This is a genomic window from Candidatus Liberimonas magnetica, assembly GCA_020523885.1.
In the GTDB taxonomy this organism is placed as follows: Bacteria; Elusimicrobiota; Endomicrobiia; order Endomicrobiales; family JAFGIL01; genus Liberimonas; species Liberimonas magnetica.
In genome coordinates this window covers 29,963-47,551 of the sequence record JAJAPY010000009.1, presented here as the reverse complement: position 1 = coordinate 47,551, position 17,589 = coordinate 29,963, and the positions used below count along the sequence as shown (strand labels likewise).

The following is a 17,589-nucleotide window of genomic DNA, read 5'->3' as shown; positions in this document are numbered from 1 at the left end:
GGCCCAAAACAAATGAAGCTGCATTTTCATAATATTTCTAATATTTTTAAAACCGCCTATAAAGAATGGATGGAAAAAGACCCGTTACGTGAAAGCGCCGTGATCGCGTACTATTCGATCTTTTCGCTGCCGGGGCTGCTTGTGGTGATAACAACGCTTGCCGGGTACCTGTTCGGGCGCGATACAGTGAGCGACCATGTGACAGCCCAGATCACGGCTACTCTTGGGGCAGACACAGCGGAACAAATTAAGAGTATGATCACAACAGCAGGCGAATTAAAGAACAACACCCTGGCAACAGTGATAGGGGTGGTAACGATCATTATAGGCGCAACAGGAGTATTTGCGCAGTTCCAAAAATCATTAAACATTATCTGGGAAGTAAAGGCAGACCCTTCTAAGTCGGGTATTTGGAATTTAATCAGAGTGCGGTTGTTTTCATTCGGCCTGTTAGTTTCTGTTGCGTTCATGCTAATCGTATCTCTTGTGATCTCCGCAACACTTGCGGCTTTCGGTAATTGGCTGTCAGGCCATTTTTCTAATTCATTTTTCATGACGCTTGAGATATTCAATTTCATTTTATCCTTGAGTATTCTCTCCGTGTTATTCGCGTTTATGTTCAAATACATTCCGGATGCAAAAATAAAATGGCGGCATGTATGGATCGGCTCGCTTGTTACCGCCTTTCTGTTTGAGATCATGAAATTTGGCCTGGGGTTATATTTTGGGCAAGTAAACCCTGGCCTGGGGTACGGCGCAGCAGGTTCTGTCATCTTGATCATGATCTGGGCCTCTTATTCTTCTATGATAGTTTTTTACGGTGCGCAGTTTACACGAGCCTATGCCAAGCAATATTCAGGCAGGGTGCTTCCTTCTGAAATTGCAAAGTCAACACCCCGTTAGGATGTGCGGATATGCTTCGTCTTCAATTGTCACTTAAAAATATATCAGGTAATGTCTTTAACGTGCGCTCACATGTGCGAGGATCAATAAACAATGCCTCAACGCAAAAGAATATCTATCATTTTTGCAGTAGGATTGGTTTTTTTATTTTCATCGCCTTCGCTCGCTGAAAATACCGTAAAAACACGTATAGCTAGTATAAGATTTTCAGGCATAAAAGAACTTAAGGCCGGTGACATCAAAATGATAATGGATACAAAATTCCCGGGTTGGCTGCCATTCGCTAAAAAACCCGCGCTGGATGAAGGCATCTTGAAAAGCGATATGAAGAACATAGAAACGTATTATCAGTCAAACGGATACTTTGACGCTTCGGCCGGCTATACAATAATGAAGGATAAAAAAAAGGCGGTCGCAAAGATAATTATCGGTATTATCGAAGGCCGGCCGAGCCTGACAGAAAAAATAACTTTGAGCATGACAGGCAAGGATAAAGAACTTATATCAACCTTGTACGGTCTAGTAACGCTTGAAAGAGGGAAACGTTTCAGGTATGAGCTTTACGAAACGTCAAAAAAAAATATACAGGATCGCCTTAAAAACAACGGTTACGGAACTTCCTCCGTGGCAGGCAAGGCTCTTGTAAATAAGCAGGCTCACTCAGTAGATATAGAGTATTCCGTTGATGAGGGCCTGCTCCAGAGATTCGGCGCTGTGACACTAAACGGCAATAAGAGCGTAAGAGAAAAAGATATAACGGCGGAGCTGGCTTTTAAACCGGGTGATGTATTCTCGAACACAAAGATCGACCAGAGCCGTGAAAACATATTCAATCTGAGTGTTTTCCGCTTGGTGTCCGTAACTCCGGTAATTAGTTCGGCTTCCGCGATCGTTCCAATAAATATCGCGATGGAAGAAGGTGACAAGAGGCAGATCAGGCTTGGGCTGGGTTATGCTACAGAAGCCAAAGTCAGGACAAGCGTCCAATGGAGCCGCTATTACCTCTGGGGCAGGCCCAGGACTCTGACCCTGGGGGCATTGTACTCTTCTATAGAACAGAACATTACAGGTACTGTCATCCAACCATATTTTATAGACCGAAAGAACAGCTTGAGCGTTACAAGCGCCCTGGACAAAGAAGTCGTTCCGAGTTACACGAACGAAAAGATATCTTCGCAACTACAGGTAAAAAGGAATTTACAAAATAACTTTTCGATTTTTACGGCCTACAACCTGGAAGTGAACAGGCCGGTGGACCTGCACGACACTCTTCTTTCTGACATACTTACCGCGACCCCGGGTTCATCGTATTACATTTCGAGCCTATCCGCGGGCTTGAACTATTCTTTTGTAGACAACCCCGCTTACCCGTCTCACGGTTCCACCTATTCGCTTTACTTTGAACCAGCCACGTTCCTGCTCGGGTCGGAAGTTGATTACTTTAAAGGTGTCATGGAAACCCATCTCTACGGCACTCTTTTTAGAGAACTGATAGCCGCATCCAGGATCAAGATAGGATTCATCAGGCCAAACCGTTTCACTACCGATATACCGATATTCAAGAGATTTTTCACAGGCGGGAGCTACAGTGTCAGGGGCTACGGGTTCCAACAGATCGGGCCTAAGGATCCGGAAGGAAACCCTCTGGGCGGGCAGTACCTGATTGAAGGTAACATAGAGCTCCGTTTCCCGATCAAGGGCAATTTTAAGGGCGTGGTTTTTGTGGACTCAGGCGATATTTACCAGTCAAGTTTTTCTTTTAATACTTACAGCCTCAACTACGGCGTAGGTACAGGCGTAAGATACATTACACCCATAGGCCCCCTGGGGATTGACCTGGCGTTCCCAGCTGAAAATTACCGTAACGTAGATCTCGGGTCATATCACTTTTACCTGACCATAGGGCAAGGATTTTGAATGATGATACCATTTTAAAACCATTGTAGGGGCGGGCCTTGCGTCCGCCCGATTATTAAAACCGTTGAATATTATGCAATTGTATATTGTTACGGGCGGACGCAAGGCCCGCCCCTACATTCTATTGGGTCTAATATATGCATATAATACTTAAGATATCCAAATACTTACTTTTGTCTGTGGCTGTGATCGCTATTGCCGCGGTTGTTTTTGTCGAAACAGGGTATTTTAAAAGTTATTTAAAAAATACTCTGGCCTCTCAAATAGGACCTATTACCGGGGGGAGATTTACCGTTAACAAAATAAGCGGCAACGTCTTTACCGGCATAACTCTTGAGGAGGTCAGGCTCGCAGGGGCCGGCGGACAGGTGTTCTACTCCGAAAAGATCGAAGCCTTTTACTCCTTACCCGCACTCATGGCAGGCAGGTATTATTTCAATAATATTACCCTGACAAGTCCATCTTTTACCATATCGCAGGACTCAGCCCTCCGCTGGAGTTACAGCGGGCTTTTTCCATCTTCGAAAAGCGGCGCAGGCAACTCTGTCTTGTTAAGAGAAGTCCGCATAAACAACGGCACTGTATCGGTGAAATTCAGGAACAAGCCGGCGGTTATAGAGATAACAAACATTAACCTTTCTGCGTCAGCTGCTATCAATGGAGATACTACTAATGTAGGCATTACCACGCTTAGCGCAAAAAGCACAAGGCCTGCTCTAGATATAAAGGCCGTTAGCGGCAGTGTGCAGGTCAAGGGCCGAGACCTGAATATAAAAGGGCTCCGTTTAAGTACAGAGTATTCGAAACTCAGTATTGACGGAACTATAAAGCATATGGCCAGGCCTGTATTTGACATCAATATTGACTGCCCTGAGGGTTCTCTCAAGGATATCTCGGCGCTGGACCCGCGAATAAGGCCTATAGGAGCGTTCTCCAGTAATATAAAGCTCACGGGCGGCCTTGACGAACTTAAAATAGTCCAATCTTTTAAATATAACTCACTTAAGATAGATAACGAAGCGCTCTTTCGGCCCGAGGTACCCAGTCTAGTGGTAAATAGCAGGATCACAGGCCTTAAGCCGTGCGACATAATGCCAGTTTTTGCGGTATACAAAAAAGAAGCCTGCCCGACAGGCGAGCTCTCTTTGGATATCAGTATACAGGCTCAAGGCAGAAATTTAGACGGACTCCGCTCAAGCGTTTCGGTAAAGATCCATCCTTCAAAGTTCGCGGGCTTCAGCGTAGGTGAAAGCACCATAACCGCGGTTATCGCAAAGAGGCTTGTTTCATTGAACGCAGATATCGAAGTTTTTAGAGAGCATTTTGCCATCGCTGCCCTGGGTTTGGCAGGCGAAAAAGCTTTCAGGCTCGATAAACTTAAGGTAGAGTCGGCCCATTTTGGGCTTTCTTCTAAAGGGGTTATGGGTTATGGCAGGAACGAAGCTCTCGATATGACCTACAACCTTAAACAGGTTGACCTCGGATTTGTATCTGTTTTCCTTGATTCAGTAAAAATGGAAGGCATTTTATCTTCTACCGGTAGCTTAAAGGGCACGCTATCTTCATCCGATATATCAGCTGAGCTGGAAGGCAGGGACCTGTTGTTTTCAGGGCTCGCCGCGGACAGTGTAAAAGCTAAAGTATCACTTAAAGGATTTAAACTGCCTCCTGACGGAACCGCAGATGTTCAGATAACCGGTTTTAAAGCCGGAGGAACGGCCTTTGACAATATATCTATCCTGGCGCAAAACAGGGAAAATACAGGTTTAGTTAAACTTAGAGCAGGAACGAATACTAACGTAGAATTTCTTGCTAATGCAGGTTTTAAAGAGACAGGCAAAAGTATTTTTCTCTTTGACATTAACAAAATAAGCGTTTCTGCCGGTACATCTACTTGGTCCAATGACGGCGATATAAAAATAGAGGCCTCATCAAAACAAATAAAAGTTGAGTCTCTGCGGATATCAAACGGCCCTCAGCTCATAACAGCAAGCGGAGTGATAGGCAGCTTAAAGAATATGAACATGGATCTTAGAGTAAAGAATGCGGACACAAGAGGGCTCGGCTTATTGACCGGAATAGATATTCCGCTGGAAGGGATTGTAAACGCAGATATAGGAATAGAAGGCAGTTACCTTTCACCTCATATATCAGGCACTGTTGATATAGTAAATGCTGAGGCAAGAGGTTTATCGTTCGATAAAATACCAGCAAAGCTCAAATACGCGGAAAAAAATCTCAAGTTCGAAGCGCGGGTTGAAAATAAGGGTAAGACGCTTTTTTCAGTGGAAGGCGCGGTCCCTGTGGACCTGTCTCTCGGCCCGGTAAAGAAACGCATCCAGCGTACAGGCCTCAGGGTTTCTATTAAGAACACCGGGCTTGGCTTTGATATCCTTCCCGGGATAACAGAACAGGTCAGATCATCGTCCGGAAAGATACAGGCTGATATCCTTATCGAGGGCGACCCCATGTCCCCAAAGATCAAGGGAAATATCGGCATAACCGGCGGGACTTTGACCCTTGCCGCGACTGAGGCCGAGTACCACGACATAAACGCCAGTATCGAGTTGGACAACAACGAGATATTATTGCGTCATTTCACCCTTAAAAGCGGAGATGGGAACGCCGAACTTACAGGAAAAATAATGCTTAAAGGCTTTGTTCCTGCGGATGCAGAATTGAAGCTGGCCTGCCGTGATTTCAAGGTAATGAACACAAATATTTTTACGGGAAGCATCGATTCAGATATAAAAATAAAAGGGCTTTATGCCGCAGGAAATGTGACCCTCACTCAAGGGGTAGTTAATATCCCGTCCCATACCAGGGTTGTATTGAGTGAGATAGAGTTCATAAAAACCGACCGGGGCGGAGCCGTAATGACGGTGCCGTCAGCTACAGCTTCCCCTGAGTTCTACAAACTGCTCAGCCTGGATCTCCACGTGCTGGCACCGGGAAAAACCTGGGTATATGCCCAGAACGTATCAGCCGAGGTAAAAGGTGACCTGGATATAACAAAAAAAAAGAATGGTCCCATGTCCTATGCCGGAGAGATCAACGCATTGCGCGGTATCTATAAGATAAACGAGAGGCCCCTTTCTATAACCAGAGCGAAGATCATTCCCAGAGGATCGGATTTCCTGACTTCACTGATCAATGCAAAAGCATCCTGTGTCATTGGGGATGTTTCTATAGACGTGTTACTTGGAGGCACGCTGGATAACCCTATAATAACTTTTCAAAGCGACCCGTCCATGGAGCGCAAAGACATCATAGCATACCTTGCTTTCGGAGCCCAGTCCACCAAACTGTCGCAGTCGCAGAGCGCTTCTCTGCAGAATACGTCTTTCGATGTAATGGCCGGGTTCGCAGAAAAAGACATCAAAGGAATGGTCAGCAAGGTCGTTCCTATAGATGAGTTGACCCTTAAGCCTTCCGAAGGCTCCTGGGGCGTGGGCAAGAATATAACGGACAGGCTTACGGCAAAATACGAATGGCGTTCCGGCCAGGATGAGAGCCCCCAGACCTTGCTGGATTACAAATTAGACAAACATTACAGCTTAAATTCACAGCTCGGTGACCCGAAGACATCAGGAGTAGATCTGTTCTGGAAGTTCGATTATTGACGGTTAATAATATTTGTCCTGTAGGGGCGGGCCTTGCGTCCGCCCGAATGAATAATGACCACATAAATACGAATTCTTTTTATAGGCGGACGCAAGGCCCGCCCCTACAATTTGGAGACAATGAAGGTAACCATTATGAAACAAATCAATCTTATCTTATCCTTAGTAATTATCATGGTATCGGCTGTTCTGTGCCAGCAGATCATTTCAAATTCGATCTCCAACCAGAAGAACAAGAACGATTATGCCGAGCTCAACCATATCAAATACGGGCTTTTAAGCGTTGATGAATGGAAGCGCCAGCTCAGCGTAATTCTTACAGAGGAGATTAACAAGCTGTCTTTGTCAAGGACGAACGAGCGGGCGCTCAGAAAACATATTGAAGTCCTGTTAAACACCCTTATTGATAAAGTTGCCAAGAATATCAAAAAAGAGAACAAAGGCTCAGCCGGAGGGTGGTTTAAACAAGCCTTTATGAATATTTTTGTCAGTATCAAGGATATAAAAAAAGGAATTCCTGAATATACGAATGCCATTCTTCGTGAGATGACGACTGTGAAGACAGAAGGGCAGCTAAAGGATGTGCTGAACAAACAGCTTAAACAATATATTAGCCAAACACATAATACACAGGATACATCTAAAATAGATAGTATTCTTCTTAAGACCGATTCTAAGGATGTTGAAAGCGCGAGGATCAAACTTAATGAAGTAATTTCAGTTAAATACAAGCTGGTTTCTAAGGAAACTGTTCTGCTTATCATATTATCTATTAGTCTTTTTGCTTTATCCGGTTTTAGCGAACAGCCTTTAGTCCCTTCAAGATATCTAATTCTGGTTGCGTCTCTTATCCTGCTTTTGGTAACCGGCGTAACCACACCAATGATAGATATAGAAGCAAAGATCTCGCACATGAGTTTTGTATTGCTCGGGCATCCTATACAATTCGAGAACCAGGTATTGTATTTTCAAAGCAAAAGTATCGTAGATATATTTCGCATCATGATAGTCCACAAAGATATAGAAATGAAATTAGTCGGGCTCCTGGTCATTACCTTCAGTATTTTTTTCCCGCTGTTAAAAATAGCTTCGTCAGTGTTGTATTATTACAATTTTCACAGCGCAAAGGAGAACCCTGTTATTAAGTTTTTTGTCTTAAAATCAGGGAAATGGTCCATGGCAGATGTCATGGTGGTCGCTATATTCATGGCCTATGTCGGCTTTAACGGGATAATTACCAGCCAGCTTAGCGACATGAAAATAGCAGCCGGTGAAACGGCTATGCTGACTACCAACGGCACTTCTCTAGAGCCCGGGTATTACCTGTTCCTGACATACACACTGCTGGCATTATTTTTGTCAGGATACCTGACCCGGAACCCTAAGACGTAAAGAATATATGTAAAAGGAGCTTGGTATGGATATTGAAAGAAAAATGGATGTGCTTTATAAACATTTCAACATTATTATTTGCGCGATAGTCACTGCTGGAATTACATTTACTGCACTTGAACCCGTTTTTTGTGAAGACATTATTGAACGAGAACACCAGATTGTGCTTGAGAAGAAGCCGGATACTATTGTATCCGCAGGATTTTGGATCCCTACAAATCAGCAAACCGATGAAGCTTTGGCCGCGGTAAGCAGGTATATTACAAAACTCTCAAAGTTAAAGAATGAAGAAATGGCCGTAACTACCCAAAATAGGATTGCACCCAATAAAAGACAGATCACCAGAATCCGCGATCTTTTGTGGAAATACAGAGTCCAATATATGGGCATAAATTTTGACAGCCGGAAGGTTGTATACTGCAATTTCTTTATGTACGACCGCAAAAAACACGCTAAATGGAAAAAAGAGTATGTGGATGTTTCAAAAGGCGGGAGTGCGTTCTGGCAGATAGATTATGATGTTAACAGTAAACAATGTACGGATCTTACGATAAACAGCGGAACCTTAAAAGAAAATGTGGAAAGAATAATTCAATGAGCAGGTCAAAGACAGTTTTTATGATGAGAGGTGTCCTGTTTGCGGCTTTTCTGCTGTGTGTGCCAGCTGTGCCGGCACTGGCCGAGGTGGCAGATATAAAGATCACGGATGCAAGAATGGTGCAGATGCCGCACTTCAGATTTGTGTTGCCGAACAGCGAGATAGAGTTCTCAGTTCATCAGCAGATATCCAGCACTACGTTCGACATAACCTCCAGATACGATATGCTAAATACATTTTTTAATATCGGGTTTGACCTGCGGTACAATTTTTCAAAGTTCTTCACGGGTGCGTCCCTTGCCGACACGATCTATTTTGAGCTGAACCTTGGCCCCAAAACATACTTTCAGCGAACACACGAGATCGTCCCGTATTTCGGGTATAACCTCGACAAATTTACCCAGGTAAAAACCGCTGTCTCCGTAGCCAATACGGTCACAGCTTCGGTAGACAAGAACGTCCAATACGACAAGGGCAATGTCTTACTTGAGTCTGTTAATATCAAATACGATACGGCAGACCCGTTGAACCCTGTTCCCAACGGCAGTAAGCTTTCGGGCACTTTTTCAGGGTCTTACCGCGGGACGGGAAGCGATTACGAATTCACAAAGGGAGAGATCGATATAAAGAGCACTTATATGCCGCAGAAATGGGATTACCTGGAGGCATACCTCAAGTTCTATTTTCCGATCACCACAGACTTCAGGCCCTTGAGCGATGTGTATTTTGCCGGCGGGTATGACCTGCTAAGAGGCTATGGTTATAATGAATTCTATGGCAACACCCTTGCATACGGCAAATTGAACTACCACATCCCGATAGTAAGAAACGTTAAGAAACACGCCTTAAGAGCCAAATTACAGATACTAACTATAGATATAACATCCGAGACCGCGCAGATCGGTAATGTCGCCGATTTTGGCTACTCCTACAACATGAAGTCATCTCTCAGCGCCGGTTTGGGGTGTGACATGATATTATTTGAGCATATTAATTTAAAGTTCAATGTTTTTGTCGGCAAGGCGCTTGAGCCAAGGTTGCCGGTGCTCTATTCAGTCCTTACAGCGTCTACCTACTTCTCGATTTAATTCGTTAAATCGCAAAATACGTAATTTCGAAAATATTTTTTTTCGTATTTTATATTTAATACCCGGAGATAACTTATGCTTAAAAAATGTGTTACAGCGCTATTGATATCGGTTTATCTGATACTTCCTGTTTTTTCTGCCACTCAGAAGCCTCAAAAGACGCACAAACAGAACAAAATAAAGAAATTTGTATGGCGGCAGGAGAAGAACGACGCCTTCAAGGTCGGCGAATATCTTGAGTTCGATATAAGATATAAATTCGTGGTCATAGGTTACGCCACTATGGCTGTCAAGAATATAGAAAAATTTCAAAACAGGGACTGCTATCACATAGTGACCGAAGCAAGGACAGCCGCGTTCTTTGATCATTTTTTCAAGGTCAGAGATGTCAATGAATCCTGGATCGACACAAAGAGCTTATGCTCGCTTAAATTCCGCCAGCAGTTGTCTGAAGGAAATTACAGGAACACGGAAACTCTGATCTTTGACCAGGTACGGCATACCTACTATATTCCTGAAACAAAAAAAATTGGAGCGATCCCTAACTGGGCGCAGGATGTATTGTCCAGCCTTTATTATCTAAGGACGAAAAATATATCAGACGGGAAAACTATTAGTATTGACGCTAATTCCGGAGGGAAATCCTGGCCGCTGTCAGTCAGGATCTTGAGAAAAGAAGAAATAAAAGTGCCTGCAGGCAGTTTTAAATGCTATGTAGTTGAACCGAACATAAGAGAAGGCACCGGGATATTCCAGGCTAAGGGCAGCCTTAGCGTCTGGTTGACGGATGATAACAAAAAAACACCGGTCGAGATGAGTTCTGAAATAGCTATCGGCTCTATTAAAGCGGACTTGAAAACAATAAGAGAATAATACGCACATAATTTGTTTTGTTAGAAATTGCTGAAAACAAAGAGGGGTTAAAATTATGAGTAAACCAGATAAGCACCAGGCTACTTCGGCCTTTCATGAATGGGAATCACAAAGCCGCATCCGGACCCTCGTGTTGATAGTTGCGACTGCTTTTGGGATCTATCTCTGTTACAGGTTGTCCGAGCCATTCTTACCTTCGCTTACATGGGCCCTGGCGCTGGCGGTCTTGTTCACTCCGTTGCAAGAGTGGCTTGAGTTAAAACTTAAACGCCCCAGCCTGGCTGCGCTAGTCTCAGTTTTGGCAATAGGCTTTATCGTAGTGGCCCCGGCAACATTCGTAGGGGAGCGTCTTTTCATACAGGCGGAGAAAGGAGCGGAACTTATCGAAACGGAGGTCAAGTCCGGCGAATGGCGGCACGTGCTTGAAGGCCATCCGCGCCTGGCGCCTATTGCCGATAAGATCGAGCAGCAGATAGATTTGCCCGGAACAGTTACTACACTTGCTAAATGGTTGAGTTCTACGGCAGGGTCTATTGTAAAAGGTTCCTTGTTCCAGCTGATTGATATTGCTATGACCTTCTATATGCTTTTCTTTTTTCTGCGCGACCGGCGTGCAGCGCTTAGATCGCTCAGGTCTTTATCGCCGCTCTCTGAAAAAGAAATGGACAGCCTGTTTTGCCGGGTCAGTGATACTATTTATGCCACGGTATACGGAACGCTGGCCGTGGCATCCATTCAAGGCCTGTTAGGCGGATTGATGTTCTGGTGGCTGGGTTTACCCGCTCCGCTGCTATGGGGAGTGGTTATGGCTTTGCTATCAGTGATACCCGTGCTGGGTGCTTTCATTATTTGGGTTCCGGCGGCTATTTTATTGCTTTTGAAAGGCAGTTGGGGAAAAGCCTTGATCCTCACATTATGGGGCAGCTTTGTTGTCGGTACTGTAGACAACCTGCTTCGCCCCGTCCTGGTGGGGAAACGGCTTAAATTCCACACCATTTTAGCATTCTTGTCTATAGTCGGGGGCCTGATATTCTTTGGTTCTTCAGGGCTCATTCTGGGGCCTTTAGCCCTTACTGTAACTTCAGTGCTGCTGGAAAGCTGGACAACACGGAACCATACAGTAAAACCTGGTTTAAAGTATCAAGCTAAACCTGAAATAGAAGACGAGATGAGCTTTAAGTGAGTGCATATGAAGAGAAATACATGAAAGAAAACAAAGAAGAACAGCTGTTTATGCGGATAAGGCGCCGGGCCGTTCCTGGAGTATTGTGAATAAATACTTTATAGCCGTGGAAAGCATTTTTTTGATCTTTTTTTTAACTGCCGGAGGTTTTGCGGCTCCGATCAAAGTTACGCCGAGTACTGTGATAATGCCTACAAAAGATACAGCCGATAACCAGGGGCCTACTTCTCCTGACCGTGTTAAACCAGGAGAACCTCCAACACGAAAAAGCTATCTTATTCCTGCTCTTGAGATCCCGGCATTCATTATCCTATTGAATCGTTTAGACCTTCTTTTCTACGGCCCTGGAGAGTATGATGTCAGCAATTATTCGATCCGGGACCATGTTAATAAAGGCCCCTGGGTTGTAGATCAAGACGCTTTCACGATGAATCAGATCGGACACCCATATTCGGGCGCGCTCTATTATGGGTTCGCACGTTCAGCGGGTTTGAATTATTGGGAGTCTCTTATATACAGTAATGCGGGCGCTTTCGCCTGGGAAGTCGGCGGTGAAACTACAGACCCTTCTTTGAACGATCAAGTAGCCAGTGGTACAGCCGGGAGCTTTGTCGGAGAAGTGCTTTACCGCCTTTCTAATTTAATAATTGAAAATGGAGGGGGGCATCCTGCGGCATGGCGTAAATTTATGGCAGGCCTTGTCTATCCTCCTACGGAACTTAACCGGCTTGTTTTCGGGAAACGTTACGGCCCTGTTCTGACAAGCCGTGATCCTGCGATTTTTTACCGCCTGCAGGCTGGCACAGGCTCCAATGTTGACCTCAATGTTATCGGTAATCATACGACCTTGGTGAACACGGTCAGTTACGCCGATTTTAAGATTGTTTACGGTTTACCGGGAAAACCCGGTTATAGTTACAATCGCCCTTTTGATTATTTCGATTTTGAAATAGATTCGCGCATTGAAAAAACCAGCCAGTATAACAGCGCTATGATCCGAGGTTTGCTTTTTGGAGCGCTCTATGAGTCAGGCGATAATTACCGCGGCATTTGGGGCTTGTATGGAACTTTCGACTACCTGGCTCCCCAGGTTTACCGGCTTTCTTCAACTGCGGGCTCGTTCGGGACCACTGGACAGTGGTGGGTATCTAAAAAAGTAGCGCTGCAGGCGACCGGCCTGATAGGCTTGGGGTTTGGCGGCGCAGGAACGATCCTTCCGGACAGCTCTGAAACGGATTTTCATTACGGAGTCACTCCTCAACAGCTCGTGGCACTGCGCCTTATTATGGGCAAAAGTGTCATGATCGATGCTTCAGGGCATAATTATTTCATTACAGATATAATCGCAAGCAGGGCTCCAGGCGAGGAGCGTATTCAATACCTCAGCACGTCGCTGGCTGTGCGGGTCTTTGGCCGTCATGCTTTATCTATAGGTTATCTTTTGGCCAGCCGCAACGCGCGCTATAGCAGTAGTTTACCTGGCAGGGATCAATTAGTCAGAACTATTACCCTAACTTACAATTTCCTAAGCCATACAGATTTTGGCGCCGTAGAGTGGCGCGACAATATGCCGGAAGAGTAAACAAATATATGAATTTCGCTAAAAATTTCATTACCTTTACCATGATTACAACGATTTTCTGTCTTTTCTCTGTTCCTGAAGCTGGCAGTGTTACGGAACAGGGAGATATGCTTAACAATATTGACAATGCGGTAGTGTATGTTCTACCGGCATTTGCTTTTGGAATGACCCTCGTAGAAAAAGATAAAGCCGGGACACTGCAGTTTGCCCAGTCCGCAGGGACTGCGATGGGTATTACCCTGGCCCTGAAATATACGGTCACTTCTACACGTCCCAATGGAGAACCCCAGTCCTTTCCATCAGGGCACACGACTATTACGGTTGCATCCGCAGAATTCCTGTACAAACGGTATGGGTGGAAGTACGGCCTGCCTGCCTATTTCATAGCATCATATGTCGGCTATGACAGGCTCAGGACCAATGTCCATTATCCCATAGATGTCTTTGCTGGCGCGACTATAGCCTTTGTCAGCACATATATGTTGACAAAACCCTACAAAGGCTGGACTATTCAGCCTGTTGTAAAAGAGAAGAATCTTGGCATAAGAATGAGCCGGGCCTTTTAATACATACTAATTTTGCAGTAAAGGATCTAACTATGAAACGCTTCGTATATATTATTGTTTTTGTTATGTTGTCCGTTAATGTTTTCGGAGCTCAAACAAACCAACTATTCGTAATTGGACGCAGTAAAAATGCGAATATCGTGCGGTATGACGCAAATGTGGGCGCTGACGGCAAGATAGACCAGAAGCAGCCGGTTGCCGCGTATTGGTTATTGCTGGCCAAGGATGGAAAACGTGAAGAACTTAGCGCGATGGACCGTAAAGCATACGGTTTCCAATGTGATTTCGATAAAAACACCGGTGTATATAAACTATTGATAAAGTCTTTCGATAAAAGAGAAATAAAGGTTTATCATGACAAGAAAATGGTCAGAGCCGAAATGGTCATTAATGGCAAACCGGCTTACCTAAATAAAGTTTTCATAACTGCATCAGGAGCATTGATCCCAAAAGTAGAATCCATAGAGCTGTACGGTAAAGATAAAAAAAATGGAAAAACATTGCACGAGAAGATTAAAGTGTAAAAAAACTATATTGTAAAATCAGAAAGATCCTGCCTAAGCCCGTCAACAAATACAGACAATTTCGAAACTACAATTACGAATCCTTAAAAAATCTAAAATAAATAACCAATCGCCAAAAACCTGTTATACCAAGGTACAATTGACCGCTTACTGTATTTGCCATATAATCCAACTATGAACTCCAAGAATGCAATAAAGCGAGAAAATCGAATTCAATATTACTTTACTAATCTCTTTAAGGAGACCAACATTTTTATAGAGCTTGTGGCCTCCATTTCGGGATTTGTAATAAAACACACCACTCAGCCCAGAATAATTGCCCTATTACTATCTTTTATTTTTTTCATATATCTTGTCAATTACCAGCCGTACAACTACACGCTTGCTATTTTCTATTTTGTCATGATAGAGGTGTTTTATATATGTTTTATAACCCTTGTCCTTTCAGAAGATGGGTATCGCCATTGGTTCATTAAGAAATGGGGCAGTGAAAATGAAGGGTATTTAGCATATGAAGCGACACTGGGTTTTATTTTTTTTCACAATGCAGTAAGTATCGGGTATATCATCTCTTCAACAGCGGGAAGCCTGCCGGATTTTATTCATAAGGGGTTTCTATACATATTATTAGTAATAGTCTGTATATTTGGCTTTACCATGAAACTGTGGGCTGCAAGAGTGGTTTCGATAGATATCTATTATTGGAAAGACATGTTCCTCGGAAAAAAAATAGCAGGCTTCGTAAAAACCGGGCCGTACAAATATTTCAAGAATCCCATGTACGGGGTCGGGCAATTCCAGGCTTACGCGCTTGCGGCTCTGTGCGGTTCAAAATACGGTTTGATCGCGGTTTTAATAAATCAACTTATAGTCTTCACCTTTTTTTATCTGGTAGAAAAAAAATTCATTAGAAGAGTCTATCAAAACGCTATCTCTCAACCCGTAACCAATTAATTCACAATGAATAGTTGAAGGAGGTTCAGTAAAGCATCTGTTCCAGAAAGGGGTTGTTATACCAAGGTACAATTGATAGCTTCCTGAATTAAGCATACAATCAAATATAAAGCACAAAGCATATCTCAAGGAGCGCGGGCAAATGTTGGCAGACAAGAAACATATCTTTATTGTAGATGACGATGAATCGGTATGCCGGGCGCTTAAATGCCTGTTAATGACTTTTGGGTTTGAAGTAAGCATTTATCTTTCCGCAGAGAAATATTTCAGTGCGATGCCTAATAGCGCTAAGGGCTGTTTAGTCATGGATATTCACATGCCAGGTTTGGACGGGATGGAAGCGTTAAAGCGTATCATTGAGTCCGGATCAAAACGTCCGGTTATTATAATCTCAGCGGACAAAAACGGCGGTTTGAAGAATAAGGTTTTAAAGACCGGGGGCGCCGGGTTTTTGCAAAAACCGGTTAATGCCCAGGAATTAGTAGATTTGATCAATAAGGTATATTAAGAAACAAGATGCAAATAAATAAAATAAAAACATGCCTGCCGGCAGTGACGCTCCTCCGGCTGAAGCCGGAGGCTTCTTTGATAACGCGGCCTACTGCGACAACATTTGCATTCATTCTCCGAATAAAGTCGGAGGTTTTCATGTCGCATGTAATAAAAAAATACCAGGGTTTAATGCTGTTGATCCTGGTAATGGCCATGACCGGCTGCAGCCGGACTTTGCAGAATTTTATTGGGCACGAAGGAGCAGGATACGGAGTGCAGACGGAACAAAAGACAGAGCAGCCAATTAAGGATATAAAAAATGAAAATAGCCCCAAGTAAGGCAGTTGATTCAATTCTGAAGCTTTGTATTAATATTGTTTTAACCCTGATCTTGATGAACTGCATGATTTACGCAGAATGTAATTCTTGTGCAGGAATGAAGGAAGGCACTTGCCCGCTCAAATGCAGCGCAACCCAGAGCGACAAAAAGAAGGCATTAAATAAAGCATCAAATAAACCAGTAAAAACAACAACAAAAAACAAAAAAGGAAAAGTAACTGCTGCTGAGGCCCAAAACATGAAGAACCTGAAAACGGAAAAAGAAACGAAGGTCTTATCTGTCCCGTTTTGAGGCTCCGGATGAATTTTAGGATATTATGACCAAAAGGATGTTTATTATGAAACTTATTTCTATTTGTATTTTAACTACATTTTTTATGGCAGGCTTAGGTTTTGCCGATATCTGTGATACCTGCGGGATTATGAAGAGCGGCTCGTGCCCGCTTAAATGCAGCACGGAGCAGACCGATCCAAAAAAAACAGTAAAGGAATCTCCGAAGAAAGCAGCTAAAAAAACAATCAAAAAAAATGCAAATCTGCCTAAATATCACGATGCAGTAGGTGTCAAAGTTGCCAAGAATGAAATTCCAGCTGATAAGGGATTAAATATTGCGAAGCAAAGTACGATTGAAAATATATATGATGCATCCATCACTGCCAGGGTTAAAGTGGCGCTCTTGTTTCATCGCACTACCAGCGCTGTTAACAGCAGGGTTAGCACGAACAACGGGTTGGTGACCCTAAGCGGTTCAGTCTCCAATAATGAAGAAAAAGCGCTGGCAGGAAAACTTGCCAAGAACATAAAGGGCGTCACGGGTGTGGTAAATAACATGATCATCAAACCCTGTATCGGCGGTCAGGATGCCGGTAAATCAACTATAGATGATGATGCTTGCGGGAACGAAAAAGAGGGCGCTAATGCCTGCAAGATAAAATAGGTTTGAGGAGAGATAATATGAAGAAGACAGCCCAAAGCATTATTAAGGGAGTAAATAAGGACATCAAGTGCGTGATAAAAGGCACAGAAAATATCGTAAACAATATTGTTGATAATATCTACCCAAAAGTGACAAAACTTGTTGAAGATACAGAGAAAAACGGCGAAGAGTTGATAGAATCTCTGCAGCACGTTATCAGTTCTACTATAACTAGCGTGGTTGAAACAGGAAAGAATTTGGAGAACGGCGTAAAAGCCCTAGTAATAGGAATATTGAAAGGGCTGACGGCTAAAGGAGATGATAAATTCATTTCTTTATGTTCCATAGCATCTATCTCTTCTTTAGCAAGGGCGATAATTAAGGCGGCGATAGCAGCAGAAGCAGACCTTAACGCCGCGACCAAAGGCCTGCTTAGGGGGGTTATTCATTCAGCAAAGGAAATGGGCATAGATGTCAAGAAAACAGCTTCTATAGCCGCAACGGAAGCGGTAAACGCGGCCTATAAGTTCAGCAAAGATGCCGGTAACAAAGTTAAAAAGGCGGCAACCTGCAATATTGACGGAGTCAAGATAGAGCTAAAAGAACCTTATAGCGATGAAGTAAAAGTGTAAAGATTT

The 17,589-nt window shown here is 43.7% G+C and carries 17 protein-coding genes; all 17 read left to right on the top strand.

Annotation, left to right across the window (positions count from 1 at the left end):
* The first annotated feature begins 12 nt into the window (after window positions 1–12).
* The 17 genes from LHV68_08555 (at window position 13) to LHV68_08475 (ending at window position 17,583) form a co-directional block, all read left to right on the top strand.
* A complete protein-coding gene (locus tag LHV68_08555) occupies window positions 13–903 on the top strand; it encodes a YihY/virulence factor BrkB family protein (protein MCB4791924.1) in 891 nt (296 codons plus the stop codon).
* Window positions 904–996: 93 nt separating this feature from the next.
* Complete coding sequence (locus LHV68_08550) at window positions 997–2,820, top strand: BamA/TamA family outer membrane protein (protein MCB4791923.1); 1,824 nt, start codon at window positions 997–999, stop codon at window positions 2,818–2,820.
* A 137-nt stretch (window positions 2,821–2,957) separates the two neighbouring features.
* Window positions 2,958–6,443: a translocation/assembly module TamB domain-containing protein gene (locus LHV68_08545; protein ID MCB4791922.1), complete on the top strand. Its 3,486-nt coding sequence runs from the start codon at window positions 2,958–2,960 to the stop codon at window positions 6,441–6,443.
* A 135-nt stretch (window positions 6,444–6,578) separates the two neighbouring features.
* Complete coding sequence (locus tag LHV68_08540) at window positions 6,579–7,835, top strand: paraquat-inducible protein A (GenBank protein MCB4791921.1); 1,257 nt, start codon at window positions 6,579–6,581, stop codon at window positions 7,833–7,835.
* Between the two features lie 25 nt (window positions 7,836–7,860).
* On the top strand, window positions 7,861–8,433 hold the full coding sequence (locus LHV68_08535; GenBank protein MCB4791920.1) for a hypothetical protein: 573 nt from the start codon (window positions 7,861–7,863) through the stop codon (window positions 8,431–8,433).
* Entirely contained in the window at window positions 8,430–9,521 is a 1,092-nt protein-coding gene (locus LHV68_08530; GenBank protein MCB4791919.1) for a hypothetical protein, read from the top strand. The genes LHV68_08535 and LHV68_08530 overlap by 4 nt, the downstream gene beginning before the upstream one ends.
* Window positions 9,522–9,596: 75 nt before the next feature.
* Window positions 9,597–10,394 carry a DUF3108 domain-containing protein gene (locus tag LHV68_08525; GenBank protein MCB4791918.1) on the top strand — a complete coding sequence of 266 codons (798 nt, stop codon included), beginning with the start codon at window positions 9,597–9,599 and terminating at the stop codon, window positions 10,392–10,394.
* Window positions 10,395–10,524: 130 nt separating this feature from the next.
* Window positions 10,525–11,577 carry an AI-2E family transporter gene (locus LHV68_08520; protein ID MCB4791917.1) on the top strand — a complete coding sequence of 351 codons (1,053 nt, stop codon included), beginning with the start codon at window positions 10,525–10,527 and terminating at the stop codon, window positions 11,575–11,577.
* A gap of 85 nt (window positions 11,578–11,662) precedes the next feature.
* Window positions 11,663–13,159, top strand: coding sequence for a DUF3943 domain-containing protein (locus LHV68_08515; protein MCB4791916.1), 1,497 nt, complete (start codon window positions 11,663–11,665; stop codon window positions 13,157–13,159).
* Complete coding sequence (locus tag LHV68_08510; GenBank protein ID MCB4791915.1) at window positions 13,132–13,725, top strand: phosphatase PAP2 family protein; 594 nt, start codon at window positions 13,132–13,134, stop codon at window positions 13,723–13,725. Before LHV68_08515 ends, LHV68_08510 begins: the two co-directional genes overlap by 28 nt.
* A 32-nt stretch (window positions 13,726–13,757) precedes the next feature.
* Complete coding sequence (locus LHV68_08505) at window positions 13,758–14,249, top strand: DUF4833 domain-containing protein (GenBank protein ID MCB4791914.1); 492 nt, start codon at window positions 13,758–13,760, stop codon at window positions 14,247–14,249.
* Between the two features lie 174 nt (window positions 14,250–14,423).
* Window positions 14,424–15,203 carry a phosphatidylethanolamine N-methyltransferase family protein gene (locus LHV68_08500; protein MCB4791913.1) on the top strand — a complete coding sequence of 260 codons (780 nt, stop codon included), beginning with the start codon at window positions 14,424–14,426 and terminating at the stop codon, window positions 15,201–15,203.
* Between the two features lie 142 nt (window positions 15,204–15,345).
* Window positions 15,346–15,711 carry a response regulator gene (locus LHV68_08495; protein MCB4791912.1) on the top strand — a complete coding sequence of 122 codons (366 nt, stop codon included), beginning with the start codon at window positions 15,346–15,348 and terminating at the stop codon, window positions 15,709–15,711.
* 140 nt (window positions 15,712–15,851) lie between these two features.
* On the top strand, window positions 15,852–16,034 hold the full coding sequence (locus LHV68_08490) for a hypothetical protein (GenBank protein MCB4791911.1): 183 nt from the start codon (window positions 15,852–15,854) through the stop codon (window positions 16,032–16,034).
* Entirely contained in the window at window positions 16,015–16,326 is a 312-nt protein-coding gene (locus LHV68_08485; GenBank protein MCB4791910.1) for a hypothetical protein, read from the top strand. The genes LHV68_08490 and LHV68_08485 overlap by 20 nt, the downstream gene beginning before the upstream one ends.
* A gap of 46 nt (window positions 16,327–16,372) precedes the next feature.
* Window positions 16,373–16,972 carry a BON domain-containing protein gene (locus tag LHV68_08480; GenBank protein ID MCB4791909.1) on the top strand — a complete coding sequence of 200 codons (600 nt, stop codon included), beginning with the start codon at window positions 16,373–16,375 and terminating at the stop codon, window positions 16,970–16,972.
* Window positions 16,973–16,989: 17 nt separating this feature from the next.
* Window positions 16,990–17,583, top strand: coding sequence for a hypothetical protein (locus LHV68_08475; GenBank protein MCB4791908.1), 594 nt, complete (start codon window positions 16,990–16,992; stop codon window positions 17,581–17,583).
* The last annotated feature ends 6 nt before the right edge of the window (window positions 17,584–17,589 follow it).

Bases quoted from the DNA above. Each gene is read 5' to 3' on its own strand.
- LHV68_08555 (MCB4791924.1), top strand. From the start codon at position 13: ATGAAGCTGCATTTTCATAATATTTCTAATATTTTTAAAACCGCCTAT.
- LHV68_08550 (MCB4791923.1), top strand. From the start codon at position 997: ATGCCTCAACGCAAAAGAATATCTATCATTTTTGCAGTAGGATTGGTT.
- LHV68_08545 (MCB4791922.1), top strand. From the start codon at position 2,958: ATGCATATAATACTTAAGATATCCAAATACTTACTTTTGTCTGTGGCT.
- LHV68_08540 (MCB4791921.1), top strand. From the start codon at position 6,579: ATGAAACAAATCAATCTTATCTTATCCTTAGTAATTATCATGGTATCG.
- LHV68_08535 (MCB4791920.1), top strand. From the start codon at position 7,861: ATGGATATTGAAAGAAAAATGGATGTGCTTTATAAACATTTCAACATT.
- LHV68_08530 (MCB4791919.1), top strand. From the start codon at position 8,430: ATGAGCAGGTCAAAGACAGTTTTTATGATGAGAGGTGTCCTGTTTGCG.
- LHV68_08525 (MCB4791918.1), top strand. From the start codon at position 9,597: ATGCTTAAAAAATGTGTTACAGCGCTATTGATATCGGTTTATCTGATA.
- LHV68_08505 (MCB4791914.1), top strand. From the start codon at position 13,758: ATGAAACGCTTCGTATATATTATTGTTTTTGTTATGTTGTCCGTTAAT.
- LHV68_08500 (MCB4791913.1), top strand. From the start codon at position 14,424: ATGAACTCCAAGAATGCAATAAAGCGAGAAAATCGAATTCAATATTAC.
- LHV68_08495 (MCB4791912.1), top strand. From the start codon at position 15,346: ATGTTGGCAGACAAGAAACATATCTTTATTGTAGATGACGATGAATCG.
- LHV68_08490 (MCB4791911.1), top strand. From the start codon at position 15,852: ATGTCGCATGTAATAAAAAAATACCAGGGTTTAATGCTGTTGATCCTG.
- LHV68_08485 (MCB4791910.1), top strand. From the start codon at position 16,015: ATGAAAATAGCCCCAAGTAAGGCAGTTGATTCAATTCTGAAGCTTTGT.
- LHV68_08480 (MCB4791909.1), top strand. From the start codon at position 16,373: ATGAAACTTATTTCTATTTGTATTTTAACTACATTTTTTATGGCAGGC.
- LHV68_08475 (MCB4791908.1), top strand. From the start codon at position 16,990: ATGAAGAAGACAGCCCAAAGCATTATTAAGGGAGTAAATAAGGACATC.